Source organism: Cellulomonas sp. P5_E12 (genome assembly GCF_054049315.1).
On the sequence record NZ_JBFUMP010000002.1, the window covers coordinates 134,594 to 153,002 of the forward strand.

15 protein-coding genes are annotated in these 18,409 nt (G+C 72.4%); 9 read left to right on the top strand and 6 right to left on the bottom strand.

From position 1 onward, the window contains the following. The first annotated feature begins 11 nt into the window (after positions 1-11). From ACXJKA_RS02015 to ACXJKA_RS02030, 4 genes are read left to right on the top strand one after another with little or no spacing between them, the layout of a single operon-like run. On the top strand, positions 12-1,682 hold the full coding sequence (locus tag ACXJKA_RS02015) for an ABC transporter substrate-binding protein (protein ID WP_456823494.1): 1,671 nt from the start codon (positions 12-14) through the stop codon (positions 1,680-1,682). A 60-nt stretch (positions 1,683-1,742) separates the two neighbouring features. Further along, positions 1,743-3,755, top strand: coding sequence for a beta-galactosidase (locus ACXJKA_RS02020; RefSeq protein ID WP_456823495.1), 2,013 nt, complete (start codon positions 1,743-1,745; stop codon positions 3,753-3,755). Next, entirely contained in the window at positions 3,752-5,257 is a 1,506-nt protein-coding gene (locus ACXJKA_RS02025) for a GH39 family glycosyl hydrolase (RefSeq protein WP_456823496.1), read from the top strand. The genes ACXJKA_RS02020 and ACXJKA_RS02025 overlap by 4 nt, the downstream gene beginning before the upstream one ends. Next, positions 5,254-5,940, top strand: a complete 687-nt coding sequence (locus ACXJKA_RS02030) for a glycosyl transferase (RefSeq protein ID WP_456823497.1) — start codon at positions 5,254-5,256, stop codon at positions 5,938-5,940. Before ACXJKA_RS02025 ends, ACXJKA_RS02030 begins: the two co-directional genes overlap by 4 nt. Positions 5,941-5,994: 54 nt before the next feature. On the opposite strand, the gene ACXJKA_RS02035 is transcribed toward ACXJKA_RS02030, so the two are convergent. Continuing rightward, positions 5,995-7,137, bottom strand: coding sequence for a hypothetical protein (locus ACXJKA_RS02035; protein ID WP_456823498.1), 1,143 nt, complete (start codon positions 7,135-7,137; stop codon positions 5,995-5,997). Positions 7,138-7,318: 181 nt separating this feature from the next. Here ACXJKA_RS02035 and ACXJKA_RS02040 point away from each other — a divergent pair, with 181 nt between their 5' ends. After that, positions 7,319-7,981 carry a GntR family transcriptional regulator gene (locus ACXJKA_RS02040; protein ID WP_456823499.1) on the top strand — a complete coding sequence of 221 codons (663 nt, stop codon included), beginning with the start codon at positions 7,319-7,321 and terminating at the stop codon, positions 7,979-7,981. Positions 7,982-7,997: 16 nt separating this feature from the next. Here ACXJKA_RS02040 and ACXJKA_RS02045 read toward each other — a convergent pair whose 3' ends face one another. From ACXJKA_RS02045 to manD, 3 genes are read right to left on the bottom strand one after another with little or no spacing between them, the layout of a single operon-like run. After that, a complete protein-coding gene (locus ACXJKA_RS02045) occupies positions 7,998-8,996 on the bottom strand; it encodes an NADP-dependent oxidoreductase (RefSeq protein ID WP_456823500.1) in 999 nt (332 codons plus the stop codon). A gap of 19 nt (positions 8,997-9,015) precedes the next feature. Next, complete coding sequence (locus ACXJKA_RS02050) at positions 9,016-11,118, bottom strand: alpha-glucuronidase (protein WP_456823501.1); 2,103 nt, start codon at positions 11,116-11,118, stop codon at positions 9,016-9,018. A gap of 11 nt (positions 11,119-11,129) precedes the next feature. Beyond that, positions 11,130-12,392 carry a D-mannonate dehydratase ManD gene (gene manD, locus ACXJKA_RS02055; RefSeq protein WP_456823502.1) on the bottom strand — a complete coding sequence of 421 codons (1,263 nt, stop codon included), beginning with the start codon at positions 12,390-12,392 and terminating at the stop codon, positions 11,130-11,132. Positions 12,393-12,597: 205 nt separating this feature from the next. Between manD and ACXJKA_RS02060 the strand changes: the two genes are divergently transcribed. Together ACXJKA_RS02060 and ACXJKA_RS02065 are read left to right on the top strand one after the other, a co-directional pair. After that, positions 12,598-13,602, top strand: a complete 1,005-nt coding sequence (locus tag ACXJKA_RS02060; protein ID WP_456823503.1) for a LacI family DNA-binding transcriptional regulator — start codon at positions 12,598-12,600, stop codon at positions 13,600-13,602. 20 nt (positions 13,603-13,622) lie between these two features. Next, positions 13,623-14,102, top strand: coding sequence for a nucleoside deaminase (locus tag ACXJKA_RS02065; protein ID WP_456823504.1), 480 nt, complete (start codon positions 13,623-13,625; stop codon positions 14,100-14,102). Here the strand turns inward: ACXJKA_RS02065 and ACXJKA_RS02070 are convergent, their stop codons facing one another. Continuing rightward, complete coding sequence (locus ACXJKA_RS02070) at positions 14,103-14,915, bottom strand: hypothetical protein (RefSeq protein WP_456823505.1); 813 nt, start codon at positions 14,913-14,915, stop codon at positions 14,103-14,105. Between the two features lie 40 nt (positions 14,916-14,955). Next, on the bottom strand, positions 14,956-16,938 hold the full coding sequence (gene recQ, locus ACXJKA_RS02075) for a DNA helicase RecQ (RefSeq protein WP_456823506.1): 1,983 nt from the start codon (positions 16,936-16,938) through the stop codon (positions 14,956-14,958). A gap of 89 nt (positions 16,939-17,027) precedes the next feature. On the opposite strand from recQ, the gene ACXJKA_RS02080 reads away from it, so the two are divergent. After that, a complete protein-coding gene (locus ACXJKA_RS02080) occupies positions 17,028-17,822 on the top strand; it encodes an SDR family NAD(P)-dependent oxidoreductase (RefSeq protein ID WP_456823507.1) in 795 nt (264 codons plus the stop codon). A gap of 10 nt (positions 17,823-17,832) precedes the next feature. After that, complete coding sequence (gene pyrE / locus ACXJKA_RS02085; protein WP_456823508.1) at positions 17,833-18,408, top strand: orotate phosphoribosyltransferase; 576 nt, start codon at positions 17,833-17,835, stop codon at positions 18,406-18,408. Position 18,409 lies beyond the last annotated feature (1 nt).

Here is an 18,409-nt window from a genome sequence, read left to right on the forward strand (position 1 = left end):
CAAGGAGAGCCATGAGGTCCACCAGGAAGCGCGTCAGTGCCGCCGCGTCGGTCGCCGTGCTCACGCTCGCACTCACCGCGGCGTGCTCGTCGGACGGCGGCTCGTCGGACGAACCGTCGGCCAGTGCCAGCGAAGGCATCCCGGACGCCCAGCGCGTCGGTGCCATGGACGACTACAAGGTCGGCACGGACTTCGTCGCCAGCGAGCCGGTGACGTTCAGCGTGCTGTACCGCGACCACCCGAACTACCCGCTGAACAAGGACTGGCTGTTCTTCTCGCACGTCGCCGACACGAACAAGGTGAGCTTCGACCTGACCAGCGCGCCGCTGAGCGACTGGGACGCGAAGAAGTCGCTGATCATCAGCTCGGGCGATGCCCCCGAGCTCATCCCGGTCACCTACTCGGGCCAGGAGACGCAGTTCGTCTCGGGCGGCGCGCTGCTGCCCATCAGCGACTACGTGCAGTACATGCCGAACTTCCAGAAGAAGGTCAAGGACTGGGACCTCCAGCCGTACATCGACAACCTCAAGCAGGCCGACGGCAAGTACTACATGCTCCCGGGCCTCTACCAGTCGCCTCAGCCGCAGTACTCGATCGCGATCCGCCAGGACGTGTGGGAGAAGTCGGGCCTCAAGGAGGACCCGGCCACCTGGGACGACTTCAAGGACGACCTCGAGAAGCTGAAGGCGGCCAACCCGGGCGTCTGGCCGATGTCGGACCGCTGGTCGACGACGAACAACAGCCCACTCGGCGCCACGCTGAACATCGCCGCGCCCAACTTCGGCACGATCGCCGGCTGGGGCTTCGGCAACGGCCTGTCGTTCGACCAGGACTCGAAGAAGTTCGCGTACGCGGCGACGACCGACGGCTACAAGGACCTGGTCGCCTACTTCGCGTCGCTGGTGAAGGACGGTCTGCTCGACCCCGAGTCGCTCACGCAGGACGACGACACGGCGAAGCAGAAGTTCGGCAGCGGCCAGTCGCTGGCGATCTCCGGCAACACCCAGGAGGTCACCGCGTACAAGAAGACGTTCGCCGACGCCGGCAACGCTGACGCGAAGGTCCACCTGATCCGGGTGCCCGAGGGCCCCGCCGGTGACAACGTCGCCTCGGGCAGCCGGGCCGCGTCGGGGTTCATGATCTCGTCGAAGGCCGCCGAGCAGCCCCACTTCCTGGCGCTCCTGCAGTTCGCCGACTGGCTCTACTACTCCGACGCGGGCCTGGAGTTCGGAAAGCTCGGTGTCGAGGGCACCACCTACACCAAGGACGGCGACACCCTGGCCCTCGCGCCGGACGTCGACTGGAACGGCGTGAACCCGGCCGGCACCAAGAAGCTCAACGCCGACTTCGGGTTCAGCAACGGCGTCTGGGCTCTGGCCAACGGCTCCACCGACGCGCTCATCTCGTCGCTGAACACGGACGAGACGAACGCGTTCGTCGACTCCATGTCCAGCAAGGAGGAGCTGCCGTTGACGCCGAGCGCCCCGCTCGACGAGATGCAGCAGGAGCAGGTCACGCTCTGGCAGGCCGCGCTGAACGACTCGGTCACGCAGAACACGGCCGCGTTCATCCTGGGCAAGCGCCCGATGTCCGAGTGGGACGCCTGGCAGACCGAGCTCAAGGGGCTCAACGTCGACCAGTACGTCGACACGTACAACCAGGCGCTCGCCGCCAAGGGCTGAGTACCCGATCGCCGGCCGGCCCCGCACCCCGCGGGGCCGGCCGCTCTTCTTCGGAGATCCATGAACCAGATCCACTACGGCGGCGACTACAACCCCGAGCAGTGGCCGCGTGAGGTGTGGGCCGATGACCACGCCGCCTTCGACCTCGCCGGCATCACGACCGTGACGCTCGGCGTCTTCGCTTGGGCGCACCTGCAGCCCGCCGAGGACCGCTACGACTTCTCGACCCTGGACGCCATGGTCGACCTCGCGACCAAGCAGGGCCGGAGCATCGTGCTCGCGACGCCCAGCGGCGCGATGCCCCCTTGGCTCGCGCGCGCCCACCCCGACGCCTGTCGCGTCGACTTCGAGGGCCGCCGGCACGTCTACGGCGGGCGGCACAACCACTGCCCGTCGTCGCCGGCGTTCCGCCGACTCTCGGTCGAGCTGGCCGGCCGGCTCGCGCAGCGTTACGGCGACAACCCGTCGATCGTCGCCTGGCACGTGGGCAACGAGTACGGCGGCGCCTGCTACTGCTCGCTGTGCGCGGTGGCGTTCCGGGTGTGGCTGCGCGAGCGGTACGCGACGCTGGAGCGGCTCAACGACGCCTGGAACACCACGTTCTGGTCGCACACGTTCACCGACTGGGACGAGGTCGAGCCGCCGACGGCCCTGTCCGAGCACTGGCGCGGACCGAACCACACCGCGTTCCAGGGCATCACGCTGGACTACCGCCGGTTCATGTCCGACGCGCTGCTCGGCGGCTTCCTCGCCGAGAAGGCGGCCATCCGCGCGCACGTGCCGCAGACCCCGGTGACGACGAACCTCATGGGCCTGTACCAGCCTGTCGACTACCACCGCTGGGCCGAGCACCTGGACCTGGCGACGTGGGACAACTACCCGCCGGAGGACGCCTCGCCGGTGCGGACCGCGGCGCGGATGGCGCTGGCGCACGGCGCGATGCGTGGTCTTCGCGGGGGAGCGCCCTTCTGGGTCATGGAGCAGACACCCTCGACGACGGCGAGCCGCGACGTCAACGCCGTGAAACGCCCGGGCGTCCTGGGCCTGTGGACCTGGCAGTCCGTGGCGCACGGCGCCGACGCGACCCTGTTCTTCCAGCTGCGGCAGTCCCGCGGCGCCTGCGAGAAGTACCACGGCGCAGTGCTCGACCACGCGGGCCGCACCGACACCCGCGTCTTCCGGGAGGTCGCCGCGCTGGGTGCCCAGCTCGCGGAGCTCGGCGACGCGACGCTCGGCGCCCGCACGCCGGCGCGCGTGGCGCTGCTGCTCGACTGGGACTCGTGGTGGGCCGTCGAGATGTCGGACGGCCCGAACCGGAACGTGCGGTACCTCGACGTGCTGACCAGCTACCACCGGGCGCTGTGGGGGCTCAACGCGATGGTCGACGTCGTCCCGGTCACGGCGGACCTCGCGGGGTACGACGTCGTCGTCGCGCCCCTGCTCCACATGGTCAAGGGCGACCTCGCGTCGCGGCTGGAGGCCGTCGTCGAGCGCGGCGGCTCGCTGCTCACCACGTTCCTGTCGGGCCGGGTTGACGAGGACGACAACGCGTTCCTCGCCGACGCCCCCGGCCCGTTGCGGGACCTGCTCGGCCTGCGGGTCGAGGAGACGGACGCCCAGCAGCCCTCCGTGGTCAACCCCGTCACGCTCGAGGGCGCGGCGTACGAGGCCCGGCACGTGTTCGAGGTCGTGATCCCCGACGGCGACACGGACGTGGTCGGGACGTACGGCGCCGACTTCTACGCCGGCACCCCGGCGGTCACGCGCGCGACCCACGGCGACGGCGTGGCCTGGTACGTCGCGACGGCGCTCGACGACCGGGGCGTGGCTGCCGTCGTGCGGCGCGTCCTGGACCGCCACGGGCTCGTCGGGCCGTTCGCCGACGTCGACGGCGTCGAGGTGGTCGACCGCGTCGCCCCCGACGGTGCTCGGCACACCTTCGTCCTGCACCACGGCCCGTCGCCGGTGACCGTGACGTCCGAGGTCGCCGGCACGGACCTGCTCACCGGCCGCCGCGTCGAGATCGGCGACCCCCTGACCCTCTCCCCGACCGAGGTGCTCGTCCTCTCATGAACCGCGTCCTCATCGGCACCGACCCCGTCGGCCCCCTCCTCGACGCCTGGCGGCACTGCGTCGGCACCGGCCGGCTCAACCTCGCCCTGCGCGCCGACTACCAGGAGTCCGCCGCGCTGGTGCAGCGGGAGATCGGGTTCCGGTACATCCGCGGGCACGGCCTGCTCTCTGACGACATGGGCGTGCTGCGCGAGTCCCAGGGCGTCACGCGGTACACGTTCACGTACGTGGACCAGGTGGTCGACTCCTACCTGCGGATCGGTCTCAAGCCGTTCCTCGAGCTCGGGTTCATGCCGTCGGCCCTGGCCTCGGGCGACCAGACCGTCTTCTGGTGGAAGGGCAACGTCACGCCGCCGCGCTCGCACGACGAGTGGGCCGCGCTGGTCCGCGCCGTGCTGCGGCACCTGATCGACCGGTACGGGCTCGACGAGGTCCGCACCTGGCCGATCGAGGTGTGGAACGAGCCCAACCTCACCGCCTTCTGGCAGGCCGCCGACCAGGCCGCGTACTTCCGGCTCTACGAGGCGACGGCCCGCGCGGTCAAGGACGTCGACGCGTCGCTTCAGGTGGGCGGCCCGGTGCTCTCGCCGGGGGCCGACGAGTGGTGGGCGCCGTTCGCCGACTTCGTCGCCACCCGCGACGTCCCTGTCGACTTCGTGAGCCGCCACGCGTACTCGTCGGGACCCGCGCAGCACGTGCCGTTCGGGGTCTACCAGGCCTTCGAGCCCCCGCAGGCGCTGCTCGACCAGTTCGACGCCCCGCGCCGGCACCTGGCGGGCACCGCGCTCGCGGGCCTGCCCGTGCACATCAGCGAGTTCAACACCTCCTACCGGCCCGACAACCCGATCCACGACACCGCCTGGAACGCCGCCTACCTGGCCCCCGTGCTGGCGGGCGGCGGGGACCTGGTCGACTCGTTCTCGTACTGGACCTTCTGCGACGTGTTCGAGGAGGAGAACATCCCGACCTCGCTGTTCCACGGCGGGTTCGGGCTGCTCACCCACCGCCAGGTGCGCAAGCCGACGTTCCACCTGTACTCGTTCATGGCTCGCCTGGGCTCCACCGTGCTTGGCCGCGGCGAGGACCACCTGGTGTGCCGCGACGACGACGGCCGCGTGACCGTCCTGGCCTGGCAGCCGCTGGGGGGTTCCGACGACGGTCCCTACGGCTCCGCGCCGGCCTCGCACACCGTGCGCCTGCGCGTCCCGGTCCCGTCCGACGTCGCCGTCGTCCGTCGGTCCGTCAACGAGACCGAGGGCAACGCGTGGACCGCCTGGCGCGAGCTCGGCCGCCCGCGGAACCCGTCGGACCGCGTGCTCGACCTCTTGCACGACGCCTCGGCGCCGGCGGTCCGGCACTTCTCGCTGGACGCCGTCGACGGCCACGTGGACCTCGACCTGGTGCTCGGCCGGCACGAGGTGACCGTGGTCGAGCTGCTGCCCGTGATTCCCGACGACCACCCGGGACTGGACGACGGCCGGCTCCTCGGTGTGGTCGGATGACGGCCATGGCGGGCAAGAGCGACGACGAGATCGGCACCGGGCTGCTCCCGCGCTCGTCGGCCGCCGTGTACTGGTTCCTCGTGATCGAGGCCCTGCTGCTGCTCACCAGCGCGCCGGGCCTCGTGCTCGTGCAGGTGCTGGACCGCGACGCGAGCAACATCCCCCTGTTCGCGCTGGCGTGCCTGCCGTTCGGGCCGTCGGTCGCGGCGGCCCTGTTCGCGTGGCGGGTGTTCGCGCGCGACCGCGACCTCTCGCCCGCCCGGCACTTCTGGCGCGGCTACCGGCTCGACGCGCTCGACGTGCTGCGCTGGTGGGTGCCGACGCTCGTCGTCCTGGCGATCGTCGCCGTCAACCTCACGCACCTGTCCGACGCGGGCTTCCCGCCGGCGCTCGGCGTCGTGCTCGGGGCGATCGCCGTGATGCTCGTCCTCTGGGCCGGTCACGCACTCGTGCTCAGCGCGCTCTTCTCCTTCCGGACGCGCGACGTCGCGCGGCTCGGCGCGTACTTCGTCGCGGCGAAGCCCCTGGTCACGCTGGGGTTCGCGTCGGTGCTCGTGCTCGCCGTGGCCGTGGCGTACCTGTCCGACTGGCTCCTCGTCCTGCTGGCCGCCCCGCTGACTTACCTCTACGCGCGGACGGCCGCGCCCGTGGTCGCCGTCGCCGAGGCGCGGTTCACCAGCTGACGGCAGAGGTCGGGCCCCGCAGCACGAGGCTGCGGGGCCCGACCATGTCCTACGTCAGCGCCGGGAGAAGCGCCGCAGGCCGACGCCGGCCGCGACGATCAACGCGCCGAGCAGGGCCAGCAGGCCGGCTTGCGAGCCGGTCGCCGCCAGGGTTCCGTCGGTCGCCGCGGGAACCGCGGCGCTCGTCGGGACGACGGGCGCGGCAGCCACGGGCGCCGCCGGGTCGACCGGTGCCGCGGGTGCGACGGGGGCCGGGGTCGCCGGCACGGGAGGYGTCACGACGRCCRCGGGYKCCAGCCCGAAGGTGTAGGTCGCTCCGCCGACGACGATSYTCTTGATGACGGCGTCGCCGATCACGCCSGAGCCCAGCGAGTACCCGACGCCGATGACGCGGGCGTTCGGGTTGGCTGCGACGTACGCSTCGATGGTGCCGAACGACTCGTAGCCCATGCCCGACGGAACGCCGAATCCGGCCTTCGAGGTCCACCAGTTGCCCTCGCCGTAGGCCCACGGCTCGTAGACGAGGTACCCGTCCCACGTGCCGTTGCCGTCCCGGTCGACCGCGAGCTGCACGCTCGGGCGCACACCGGAGTACGAGGTGAAGTCGATGGTCGTGGTTGCCGCGTCCGCGAGCGGGAAGCTCGCGGCGACGTAGCCCGCCGACTTGGACTTCGAGAGGTCGGCGTTGTCGGTGCCCTTCTCGGTCCACACGTGCAGGCCGTTSTCGACGTACTCGTGGTGGCCGAAGGCGCGCGACTCCCCGAAGCCCCACCCTGCGCCGTTCTTGTCGGTCGAGTGGACGGTGGTCACGGCGAGCGGCGCGGCGATCGCGGCCGGCTCGGTGGGCGCGGTGACCTCGGTCGGCGCCTCCTCGGCGACCTCCGCGGGCGCCTCCGACACCAGTTCGTCGGTCGGCTCATCCGCGGCGTCGTCGGTCGACTCGTCGCCGACGGGCACCTCATCGATCGGCGCCTCCTCGGCGGGCGCCTCCTCGGTCGGCTGCTCGTCGACGACGGCGTCGGGCTCGACGGGCTCGACCTCGTCAGGCGCCTCGACGTCGTCGATCAGGACGACGTCCTGCGCGGAGCCGGTGGACGTCTCGCCAGAGTCGTCGTTGGCCATCGCCGGGACGGCGATCGCACTGAGCAGCGTCGCGCTCGTGGCGATCGCGCCGATGCGGTACCTGGTGCGGTTCACGGTCGTTCCTCCCTGGGCGGGCATGTCGACCCGCATGTCGCGATGCCATTGCATCGAATGTCTCCATACTTGTATGCGGGTATACCGGCATGCTGGGACATTGGTCCTGACTTTGGTCCTCCGGCGCGCGACCGGGCCGGGCTACTGTCGGAAGCCCTCTCGTGATCCGTAGGAGCAGTCCGTGCCACTGAGTCCGCCGAAGGAACCCCTCCGGCTCACGTCGTTGACCGATCAGCTCGTCGCTGCCGTCCGCTCGGCGATCCTCAGCGGAGACCTGGTCCCGGGGGAGATCCTTCGTGAGGCGGAGCTCGCCGAGACGCTGGGCGTCTCACGCACGCCGGTACGGCAGGTGCTCCAGAGGCTCGCCGAGATCGACCTGGTGCGCATCGACGTCGGTCGCCGCTACACCGTCGCTCCCCTCGAGCCCGAGCGGCTCCTGCAGATCGTCGTCGTGCTCGCGGAGCTGTTCGGCCTGGCGACCCGGCTGGCGGCCGAGAACCTGAGCGAAGAGGATCGGGGCTGGATCGCGCAGGCGGGACGCGATGCCCTCGCGGACGAGCCTCGAGCGGCGGGCATCGTCGCGCCCGGGTTCTTCGACCTCGTCCTCGCGCGGTGCGGCAACCCCGTCCTGGTCGAGAGCGTGGATCGCTACCGGGTGCACGTCACGCGGATGCGGACGATCGTCGGCGGGGTGCCGGAGATCGAGTCACGACGCATGGCGGCGATCCTGGCCGAGGTGCCGCGCCGCGATGCCGATGCCCTGGCCGCGCTGGCGCGCGACGCCTTCCTCGAGCACGGCACCGAGCTTGTCACCGCCGTGGCGGCACGGACGGCCGCTCCGTAGGTCCCCGGACCGTCACCTACAGCCTGACCACGGTCTTTCCGGTCGTCTCGCCGCGCATCATCGCCAGGAACGCGTCGACCGCGTGGTCGAGGCCGTCGATCACGGTCTCGTCGTAGACGATCTGGCCGGTGGTGAACCACTCGCGCATGTCCGCCAGGAACGCCGGGTAGTGCTGCGTGTGGAACCCGACCGTGAAGCCCTTGAGGGTCAGCCCCTGCTGGGTGACCCGCGCCAAGTTGCGAGGCCCGGGCTGCGCCTGCTCGTCGTTGTACCCGGAGATCGCGCCGCACATGGCCACGCGCCCGTCGCGCCTCAGGGTGCCGAGCGCCGCCTCGAGGTGGACGCCGCCGACGTTGTCGAAGTACACGTCGATCCCGTCCGGCGCCGCGGCCCGCAGCTGCTGGTAGACGTGCCCGTCCTTGTAGTCGAACGCGGCGTCGAAACCGTACTTCTCCTGCACCAGGGCGACCTTTGCGGCCGACCCCGCCGACCCGATGACCCGCGACGCGCCCTTGAGCCGCGCGATCTGTCCGGCCATCGACCCGACCGCGCCGGCCGCGCCGGACACGAAGACCACCTCGCCCGGCTTCATCTGCGCGATCTCCAGCAGCCCGAGGTGCGCGGTGAACGCGGTCATCCCGAGCACCCCGAGGTACGCCGAGAGCGGGACGCCGTCCTGCACCACGCGGAACCGGCTCGCGTCGCCCTGCGCGACGTCGCGCCAGCCGAGGTCGTGCGTGACCGCAGCGCCGACGGGCACCGCGTCCGACGTCGACTCCACGACCCGACCCACGGCGCCGCCGGTCATCGTCGCGCCCAGCGCGAACGGCGGCGTGTACGACTCGGCGTCGTTCATGCGGCCGCGCATGTAGGGGTCGACCGAGAGGAACTCGTTGGCCACGCGCACCTGGTCCGGCCCGAGGTCGGGCAGCTCGACGACGACCGTGCGGAAGTCCTCCGGGACGGGCCACCCCTGCGGGCGGCGGACGAGCTGGACCTGGGTGCTGGGCGTCATGCCTCGAGTCTGAGCCAGGTCAGTAGATCGTGCGCCCCGTCGCGTCCGGGATCCCCGAGCGGCGGAAGAACGCGCTGCGCAGCTGGTCGCGCCACTCGCCGGCGCTCCGCTGCTGCTCAACCAGCCGCTCGGCCACCCGGTCGAAGAGCGCATCCGGTACCCGCCCCCGCACCGCCGCCCACGCCTCCGCCATGCGCACGACCTCGTCGTACCCGTCAGCGTGCGTGTCGTAGAGGTGCTGGATCACGGACTTCCCGCTGCGCAGCACGTGGGTGTACGGCACGTGGTGGAAGAACAGCAGCAGCTCGTCGGGGCAGGTCTCGAGCGACTCGTAGACGTCCCGCCAGGGCGCCGGGTACTGGCCCGTGAAGCCGGTGCCGGTCGCGCGTGTGCGGTCGACGCCGATGCCGTCGCGGTCGGCGAAGTGGTACGTGCCCCACGGGGTGTACTCGTAGCCGTCGACGTCGGGCCCGTAGTGGTGCCCCGGCCGGACCATGAACCCGACGCCGAGCGGCGCCGTGTACCTCTCGTAGGTGCGCCACGAGTCGTCGAGCACTGCGTGAATCGCCGCACGGACGTCGGGGCCGTCGCTGAAGGTCAGGCCGATCCACTCGTCGAGGATCGCGACCGGGTCCTCCTCGCCCCAGGCCAGCCGCGCGAACGCGTAGAGGTTCGCCTGCGCCAGCGGGTGCCCGGTCCAGAACTCGTCGTCACCGACGTTGGAGACCGCGACGAGCCCGGCACCCCGCCCGTCCGGCAGCCCCGCGGCCACGTACCCGACAGAGCGTCCGTCCCCGGCCAGCGGGAACTGCAGGATCTCGGCCCACTGCGGCCCGAGGTAGCACGCGTGCTTCTGCTGCCCGGTGTACTCCTGCGTCACCTGCAGCTCGACGGCCAGCCGGGTCCGCGGCATCGCGGCGATCACGGGGGAGACCGGCTCGCGCGCCTGGAAGTCCATCGGCCCGTACTTGACCTGCAGGACGACGTTGTCGTCGAACCGGCCGTCCAGCGGCGCGAAGTGGTCGTAAGCGGCCCGGGCGCGGTCGGTGGACCGGTCGCGCCAGTCCTGGTGGTGGTCGTAGACGAACGCGCGCCAGAAGACCGTGCCGCCGAACGGTGCCAGGGCCCTCGCCAGCAGGTTCGCGCCGTCGGCGTGGTCGCGGCCGTACGCGAAAGGGCCGGGCTGGCCCTCGGAGTCGGCCTTGACGACGAACCCGCCGAAGTCGGGGATCCCCGCGTAGACCCGTCGGGCCGCGGATTCCCACCACTCCTGCACCGCCGGGTCGAGCGGGTCCGCCGACGACAGCCCGCCCACCGTGATCGGCGCCGCGAAGCTCACCGACAGGTACACGCGGATGCCGTGCGGCCGGAACGTGTCGGCCAGCCGGGCGACGTCGTCGACGTGGTCCGTGAGCAGGCGGCCCTCGGCGGCGTGCACGTTGACGTTGTTCAGCCCGACGGCATTGATGCCGACCGACCCGAGCAGCCGCGCGTACCGCGCCACCCGGGACAGGTCCTCGCGGACGCGCCCGTCGGCGTAGAAGAGGGAGCCGCCGGCGTACCCGCGCTCGACCTGCCCCATGACCGGGTGGATCACCGCGTTGTCCCAGTGGTCGAGCATGCGGATGCCGTTGATCGGGAGGTCCCACAGGAGATCGTCGGGACCGCCGAACGCCGCCTCTCCCCGCCGGACCATCGCGTGCAGACCGTAGAGGAGGCCGGCCGCGTCGCCGGCGAGGACGACCGCGATCCCGCCGTGCCGCCCGATGCCGAACATTCCCGGGTTCATCGGCGCCCCACGACCGAGCAGGAGCGCGCCGTCCACGACCGCCTGCACGGAGTGCAGGGAGGAGTCGGCCCCAGGCGGGTACCCGGGCATCTCTGTGGCGGCGGTGCCGGCCGTCGCGGCGCTGCCCACGATCGCTAGGACGACGTCCTGCGCGAGCGCCTCGTCGGGGGTGACCGCGTGGTCGAGCGTCGTCGTCAGCCTCCCACCGAACCGGGCCGTCGCGGCGGCGACCTCGGCGACCACCGTCTCCGCGACCGGCCCGTCGTCCGGCCCGACGGCGACGAGCACCCGTCGCGACCCGAGGGGCCGGAAGGCCTCGTCGGGAAGCCACATCGGGTGGACGGTCACCAGTCGTGCACCGTGCCGTCCTTGAGCCGGTTGAACGGCAGGTACGCGAGCTGGTACGGGTAGCGCGCCGCGGCCTCGTCGTCGTAGGTGACCCCGAGGCCCGCCTGAGAACCCGGGTGCAGGTAGCCGTCCGTGAACGTGAACGACTGCCGGAACACCTCGTTGGTGCGCGACCCGTGCTGCATGTACTCCTGGATGCCGAAGTTGTGGATCGCGAGGTCGAGGTGGAGCGCGGCGGCCATGCCGACGGGGGAGATGTCGGTGGGCCCGTGGATGCCGGACTTGATCTGGTACTGCGCCGCGAAGTCGAGGATCTTGCGCAGCGCGGAGATGCCGCCGGTGTGCGTGACCGCCGACCGCACGTAGTCGATGAGCTGCTCGCGGACCAGCGTCTGGTAGTCCCACACGGTGTTGAAGACCTCGCCGATGGCCAGCGGCGTCGTGGTGTGCTGCCGGACCAGCCGCAGCGCCTCCTGGTTCTCGGCCGGCGTGCAGTCCTCCAGCCAGAACAGGTCGAACGGCTCGAGGTCCTTGCCCAGCCGCGCCGCCTGGATCGGCGTCATGCGGTGGTGCCCGTCGTGCAGCAGCGGCACCTCGGGCCCGAACTCGTTGCGGACCGCCTCGAACACGCCCGGGATGTGCCGCAGATAGGCCCGGGTGTCCCAGTCCTCCTCGACGGGCAGCGGGACGCGCTGCGCCGGCTCGTAGTCGTAGCGTCCCGACGACGAGGGCTGCGCCGCGACGCCGTACACGGCGTCGATGCCCGGCACGGCGGTCTGCACGCGGATGGACCGGAAGCCCAGCTCCTGGTGGTGGCGGATCGAGTCGAAGAGCTCGGGCAGGTCCCGGCCGCTGGCGTGCCCGTACGCCATGATCCCGTTCCGGCTCGCGCCGCCGAGCAGCTGGTACAGGGGGAGCCCCGCCACCTTGGCCTTGATGTCCCAGAGCGCGACGTCGACCGCGGCGATCGCCGCCATGGTCACCGGTCCGCGCCGCCAGTAGGCGGACCGGTAGAGGAACTGCCACGTGTCCTCGACGCGGTGCGCGTCGCGTCCGATGAGCAGCGGCACCACGTGGTCGGCGAGGTACGAGACCACCGAGAGCTCGCGGCCGTTCAGCGTCGCGTCGCCGAGCCCGACCACGCCGTCCTCGGTGGTGATCCGCAGCGTGACGAAATTCCGGTCCGGGCTGCTGACCAGCACCTCGGCGCTGCGGATCGTGCTGCCGGGCGCTGTCGAGTCCTCGTGGTCCGTGGGCATGCCTGCTCCGTCCGGCCGACGACACCGTCGGCGATGGTTCCCGTCGCCGGCCACCTCGCCGGCGCGTGCTGTGCGGTCCCACCGTAGGCGCGACCGGCGCGCGAGACAAACGTTTGCCCACAGTTGCCAACGGTGGTGTTCCCGGCCACGATGGAGACGCGCCGGGCCGGTCGGCCCGCCGATGCCCATCGCGCGACGAGGACCGATGACCAGGCCACCCACCCTCCGCGACGTCGCGGCCGCCAGCGGCGTGGCCATCTCCACGGCGTCCCGCGCGCTCACCAAGCCGGGCCGGGTCAACGAGCGCACCGCGTCCCGCGTCCGCGAGGCGGCCCGCGAGCTCGGGTACGCGCCGAGCCTGTCCGGCCGCGCCCTGAGCTCCGGCCGCACCGGCATGGTCGCGCTCGTCGTCCCCGACGTCACCAACCCGTACTTCTTCGGCATCGTTCGTGGCACCGCCGCGCGCCTGCGCGCCGACGGCTACATCCACGTGCTTGTCGACGCCGAGGAGTCGGTCGAAGCCGAGGAGCGTGCGCTGCGAGCGCTGCGCCCGACGGTCGACGGCGCCGTCCTGGCGGCCTCCCGCCTCGACGACGACCGCCTGGCTGCGTGGGCGGCGGACTTCCCGATGGTCACGGTCAACCGCCCGGTCGCCGACCAGTCGGGCGTCCTCGTCGACACCGCCGGCGGCTCGGGGCAGGCGCTCGCCCACCTGGCGTCCCTCGGCCACCGCCGGGTCGTCTACGCCGGTGGCCCCCGCGCGTCCTGGTCCGACCGTCGCCGCCGCGCCGTCCTGCGCACCGCCGCCAAGCGCCTCGGCGTCGAGGTGATCGGCCTCGGCCCGTTCGTCCCCCGCCGCGAGGACGGAGCCGCGGCGGCCGACGCCGTCCTGCACTCCGGCGCCACCGCGGTCCTCGCCTTCGACGACCTGCTCGCCTTCGGCATCCTCGACCGCCTGGCCGAGCGTGGCGTCGATGTCCCCGGCGACCTGAGCGTGGTCGGCTGCGACGACGTCTTCGGCGCCGACCTGGTCCGCCCTGGCCTGACGACGATCGCCGCCCCGCTGGAGCGGGCCGGCCACGCGGCGGCCGACCTGCTCCTCGCCCGCCTGGCCCCCTCCCACCCGGGCGGCACGGTCACGGTCGAGCTCCCGACCCACCTGGTCATCCGCGGCTCGACCGGTCARGCGCCGCTGCGCGTCGTCCCCTGAGGGTCTGGCAGGGTGGGCGGGTGGCGATCACCGAGACCGACCTGATCCACCTGACCCGCGCGGTCGAGCTCGCGCGCGAGGCCCTCGACGACGGCGACGAGCCGTACGGCTCCGTCCTGGTCGACGCCGCCGGCCGGGTCCGCTTCGAGGACCGCAACCGCGTCAAGGACGGCGACCAGACGCGCCACCCCGAGTTCGAGATCGCCCGCTGGTCGGCGAACCACCTGACGCCCGAGGAGCGCGCGGCTGCGACCGTCTACACGTCGGGCGAGCACTGCCCCATGTGCGCCGCGGCCCACGCCTGGGTCGGCCTGGGCCGGATCGTGTACGTCACGTCCTCGGAGCAGACCGGCGAATGGTTGGCGGGGTGGGGCGTCCCCGCCGCGCCGGTCGCCGCCCTCCCGATCAACGCCGTCGCGCCGGGCATCCTCGTCGAGGGTCCCGTGCCCGGCCTCGAGGACGAGGTGCGTGAGCTCCAGCGCCGACGGTTCGGGGCCTGATCAGGGCACGTTGATCTCGTCGTCGAACCACCCCAGCGAGTCGGTCTCGGCCACCTCGACGACCTCCAGGTCGGGCGCCACGAGCAGGTCGTCGACGAGGTACCGGCTCCCGCCGACGACGGTCGAGTCGAGGTCGACCTCGGTCGCCAGGCACCAGTCGTGGTCGTCGGGCCAGAGCAGGTTCGGCGTGCGCCACCCGGGACGGAACGGGTCGACATCGGCCGTGGCTCGCCCGTCGGCCAGAGCCTCGAGATCGACCGTCGCCCCACGGAACAGCACATAGGCCCGGTGGGGGAGCTCGAGCTTCGGGCCGCGCAGCACCTCGGGCGCGAGGTCGTCGGGCGCGCGACGAGGCGGGGGCGGCGTCGCGTCGGGGTCGTCGGACAACCACGCGACCAGCTGCATCCCGCCCTCCCAGCCCGAGCCCTCCCAGAAGGCCGCGACGAGGGCGCCGGCGGTGTGCCGTCCCAGCACCCCCGACAGCGCGCGGAGCTCGGATGCCGGCAGCGAGCCCTCGGCGGGATCGTCACCCGGCCACTCGCCGGCCGCGGGCTCCTCCGAGGTCCGACCGGCGTGCACGTCCGAGCGGCCCGCCAGCCGCCAGGCCTGGGCCGTGGGGTGCAGGACGCGCCCGGTCGTCGCGGCGACCTCCGCCCAGGAGACGGGTGCGAAGTCTGCGTCGTACATCGGGTGCAGGATGCGCGCGTAGGACTCGAATCCGCGCGGCACCAGCGAGCCGACGGACGCGCCGAACGGGCCGAGCCGCGGGCTCAGCCAGTCACCGACACGCGGGTCGGGCTCGTACCGGAACATGGGGTCCAGTGCACCAKAGCGGGTCCAGCGCTTTGCCGGGTCAGACCGGCTCGCCCACGCCGGCCAGTGCTGCCAGGAGGCCGGGCCCGTGCCGCTCGAGCTTGGCGGCGCCGATCCCGCTGATCCCTCCCAGCTGCTCCAGCGACGTCGGCCGCTGCGTGACCACCTCGCGCAGCGTCGCGTCGTGGAACACCACGTACGCGGGCACGCCCTGCTCCTTGGCGACCCCCGCGCGCCAGGCGCGCAGCACCTCGAACAGCTCGAGCGCGTCGTCGGACAGGTCCGCCGCGGCCGTCGGCCGCCCGGAACGCGACCCGCGAGAGCGCACGACCTTCTCCGTCTCGCGCCGCAGCCGCACCTCCCGGGCCCCACGCAGCACCTCGGCGCTGTCCGGCGCCAGCCGCAGGGTCCCGTAGCCGTCGCTGTCGACCCCGAGCAGCTCCATCGCCAGCAGCTGCCGGACGACACCGCGCCACTCGCCGTCGGACAGGTCCTTGCCCACGCCGAACGTGGAGAGCGACTGGTGCCCCAGCTGCGTCACCCGGGGCGTCTCCTTGCCCAGCAGGATGTCGACCAGGTGCCCCGCGCCGTACCGCTGCCCGCGCTGCTCCAGCCGCACGACGGTCGACAGCAGCTTCTGCGCTGCGACCGTCCCGTCCCACGACTCGGGCGGCGTGAGGCAGGTGTCGCAGTTGCCGCACGGCTGCGAGGGCTGCCCGAAGTAGTTGAGCAGCTGCACCCGGCGGCACGACACCGTCTCGCACAGCGCGAGCATGGCGTCGAGGTGCGCGGTCAGGCGGCGCTTGTGGGCGGCGTCGCCCTCGGAGGTGTCGATCATGCGGCGCTGCTGCACGACGTCGGCCAGGCCGTACGCGAGCCAGGCGGTCGACGGCAGCCCGTCGCGGCCCGCGCGGCCGGTCTCCTGGTAGTAGCCCTCGACGGACTTCGGCAGGTCGAGGTGCGCGACGAACCGCACGTCGGGCTTGTCGATCCCCATGCCGAACGCGATGGTCGCGACCATCACGATCCCGTCGTCACGCAGGAACGTGCTCTGGTTGCGCGCGCGCACCTGCCGGTCGAGGCCCGCGTGGTACGGCAGCGCCGGCACGCCGTGGTCGACCAGGAACTGCGCGGTCTGCTCGACCGAGTTCCGCGACAGGCAGTAGACGATGCCGGCGTCGCCCTCGTGCTCGGTGCGCAGGAGGTTGAGCAGCTGGTCCCGCGGCTTGTCCTTGGGCGCGATCCGGTACTGGATGTTGGGCCGGTCGAAGCTGGCCACGAAGTGCTTGGCGTCCCCGAGCTGCAGGCGCTGCGCGATCTCCGCGTGCGTCTGCTCGGTGGCCGTGGCGGTCAGCGCGATCCGGGGGACCTCGGGCCAGCGCTCGTGCAGCATCGACAGCTGCAGGTAGTCGGGCCGGAAGTCGTGCCCCCACTGGGACACGCAGTGCGCCTCGTCGATGGCGAACAGCGCGATGGTGCCGCGGTCCAGCAGCTCGATGGTCTCCCGCACGCGCAGCCGCTCGGGCGCCAGGTAGAGCAGGTCGAGCTCGCCGGCGAGGTAGGCGTCCTCGACCTTGCGCCGCTCGAACGACTGCTGCGTCGAGTTGAGGAACCCGGCGCGCACGCCCAGCGCGGACAGCGCGTCGACCTGGTCCTGCATGAGGGCGATGAGGGGCGAGACGACGACGCCGGTGCCCTGCCGGACCAGCGCGGGGACCTGGTAGCAGAGGGACTTGCCGCCGCCGGTGGGCATGAGCACCAGCGCGTCGCCGCCGCGGACGACGGTGTCGATGATCTCGGCCTGCTCGCCGCGGAAGGCGTCGTACCCCCACACGGTGTGCAGCACCTCGGCCGCAGCGGCCAGGGCGGCCTCGGGCTCGAGCACCTGGGCTACCTCACGAGGGATGTCCGGCCGAGAGGGGACGGCCTCGTGCTCGGGCGGCGCGGCGTCGTAGAACGGGTCGAACGGCGGCTCCTCGTCAAGAGGCCAGTCCGGCACGTCGCCACCCCACCCGTCAGTCACGCGCACACCCTACGTGCCGCCACCGACGCCCGGATCGCGCCCTCCACAGTGGCGCGCGACCCCCGGGACCGATCCGTAGGGTGTTCCCCATGGCAACCGCACTCATCACCGGCGCCTCCGCCGGCCTCGGTCTGGAGTTCGCCTGGCAGCTGGCCACGGCCAAGCACGACGTGGTCCTCGTGGCGCGCAACGAGGAGCGCCTGACGCGACTCGCCCGGCAGCTCGAGGCCGCCGCCGGCATCCGCGCCGAGGTGCTCGTCGCCGACCTCTCCGTCCGCGCCGACGTCGAGCGCGTGGCCGACCGGCTGCGCGCCACCGAACGGCCCGTCGGCCTGCTGGTCAACAACGCGGGGTTCGGCCTGAACCAGCGGTTCGTCACCGGCGACCTCGAGGCCGAGGAGTCCGCGCTCGCGGTCATGGTCACCGCGGTGCTGGTCCTGTCCCACGCGGCCGCCGGCGCGATGGTCGAGCGCGGACGCGGCGCGATCCTCAACGTCGCATCGGTCGCCGCCCTGCTCGCGTCGGGCACGTACTCCGCGCACAAGGCCTGGGTCCGCGTGTTCACCGAGGGCCTCGCCGTCGAGCTGCGCGGCACCGGAGTCACCGCGACCGCCCTGTGCCCGGGCTTCGTGCACACCGAGTTCCACGAGCGCGGCGAGATCGACAGGTCGGCGTTCCCCGAGATCGCGTGGCTGAACGCCGAGGACGTCGTGGCCACGGCGCTTGCCGATGTGCGCCGCGGGGCGGTGATCTCGACGCCGAGCCTCCGCTACCGCACGATGTCGGCGCTCGCGCGCCTGGCCCCGCGCAGCGCCGTCCGCGCGTTCGAGCGCTACCGGCGCGCGTACCAGGGGAGCGACGTCGAGGCGACCGTCGCCGAGTAGCCTGACCGCCGTGAGCACCGACCTCTCCCCGACGCCCCGCGAGCAGCTGCTCGAGCTCATCAAGACCCTCGCGGTCGTGCACGGGAAGGTCACGCTGTCGTCCGGCCGTGAGGCCGACTACTACGTCGACCTGCGCCGCGTCACGCTGCACCACCGCGCAGCCCCGCTGATCGGCCACCTGCTGCTCGACCGGCTGGAGGAGGTCGGGCTGGGCACGGCGGAGATCGACGCGGTCGGCGGCCTGACCCTCGGGGCGGACCCCGTCGCGACGGCGCTCCTGCACGCCGCCGCCTCCCGTGGGCAGGACCTCGACGCGTTCGTCGTCCGCAAGGAGGCCAAGGCGCACGGCATGCAGCGCCGCATCGAGGGCCCGGACATCGTCGGTCGCAAGGTCGTCATCCTCGAGGACACCTCGACCACGGGCGGCTCGCCCATCGCCGCCGTCGAGGCCGCGCGCGAGGTGGGCGCCGAGGTGCTCGGCGTCGCCGTGATCGTCGACCGGGCCACGGGCGCGCAGGCCAAGATCGAGGCGCTCGGCGTGCCGTACCACTACCTGTTCAGCCTGTCAGACCTCGGCCTCGCCTGAC

Excerpts from the sequence above, each read along its gene's own strand:
- ACXJKA_RS02030 (WP_456823497.1), top strand. The coding sequence starts at position 5,254 with ATGACGGCCATGGCGGGCAAGAGCGACGACGAGATCGGCACCGGGCTG.
- ACXJKA_RS02080 (WP_456823507.1), top strand. The coding sequence starts at position 17,028 with ATGGCAACCGCACTCATCACCGGCGCCTCCGCCGGCCTCGGTCTGGAG.
- ACXJKA_RS02015 (WP_456823494.1), top strand. The coding sequence starts at position 12 with ATGAGGTCCACCAGGAAGCGCGTCAGTGCCGCCGCGTCGGTCGCCGTG.
- ACXJKA_RS02050 (WP_456823501.1), bottom strand. The coding sequence starts at position 11,118 with ATGTGGCTTCCCGACGAGGCCTTCCGGCCCCTCGGGTCGCGACGGGTG.
- ACXJKA_RS02020 (WP_456823495.1), top strand. The coding sequence starts at position 1,743 with ATGAACCAGATCCACTACGGCGGCGACTACAACCCCGAGCAGTGGCCG.
- ACXJKA_RS02045 (WP_456823500.1), bottom strand. The coding sequence starts at position 8,996 with ATGACGCCCAGCACCCAGGTCCAGCTCGTCCGCCGCCCGCAGGGGTGG.
- manD (WP_456823502.1), bottom strand. The coding sequence starts at position 12,392 with ATGCCCACGGACCACGAGGACTCGACAGCGCCCGGCAGCACGATCCGC.
- ACXJKA_RS02025 (WP_456823496.1), top strand. The coding sequence starts at position 3,752 with ATGAACCGCGTCCTCATCGGCACCGACCCCGTCGGCCCCCTCCTCGAC.
- ACXJKA_RS02070 (WP_456823505.1), bottom strand. The coding sequence starts at position 14,915 with ATGTTCCGGTACGAGCCCGACCCGCGTGTCGGTGACTGGCTGAGCCCG.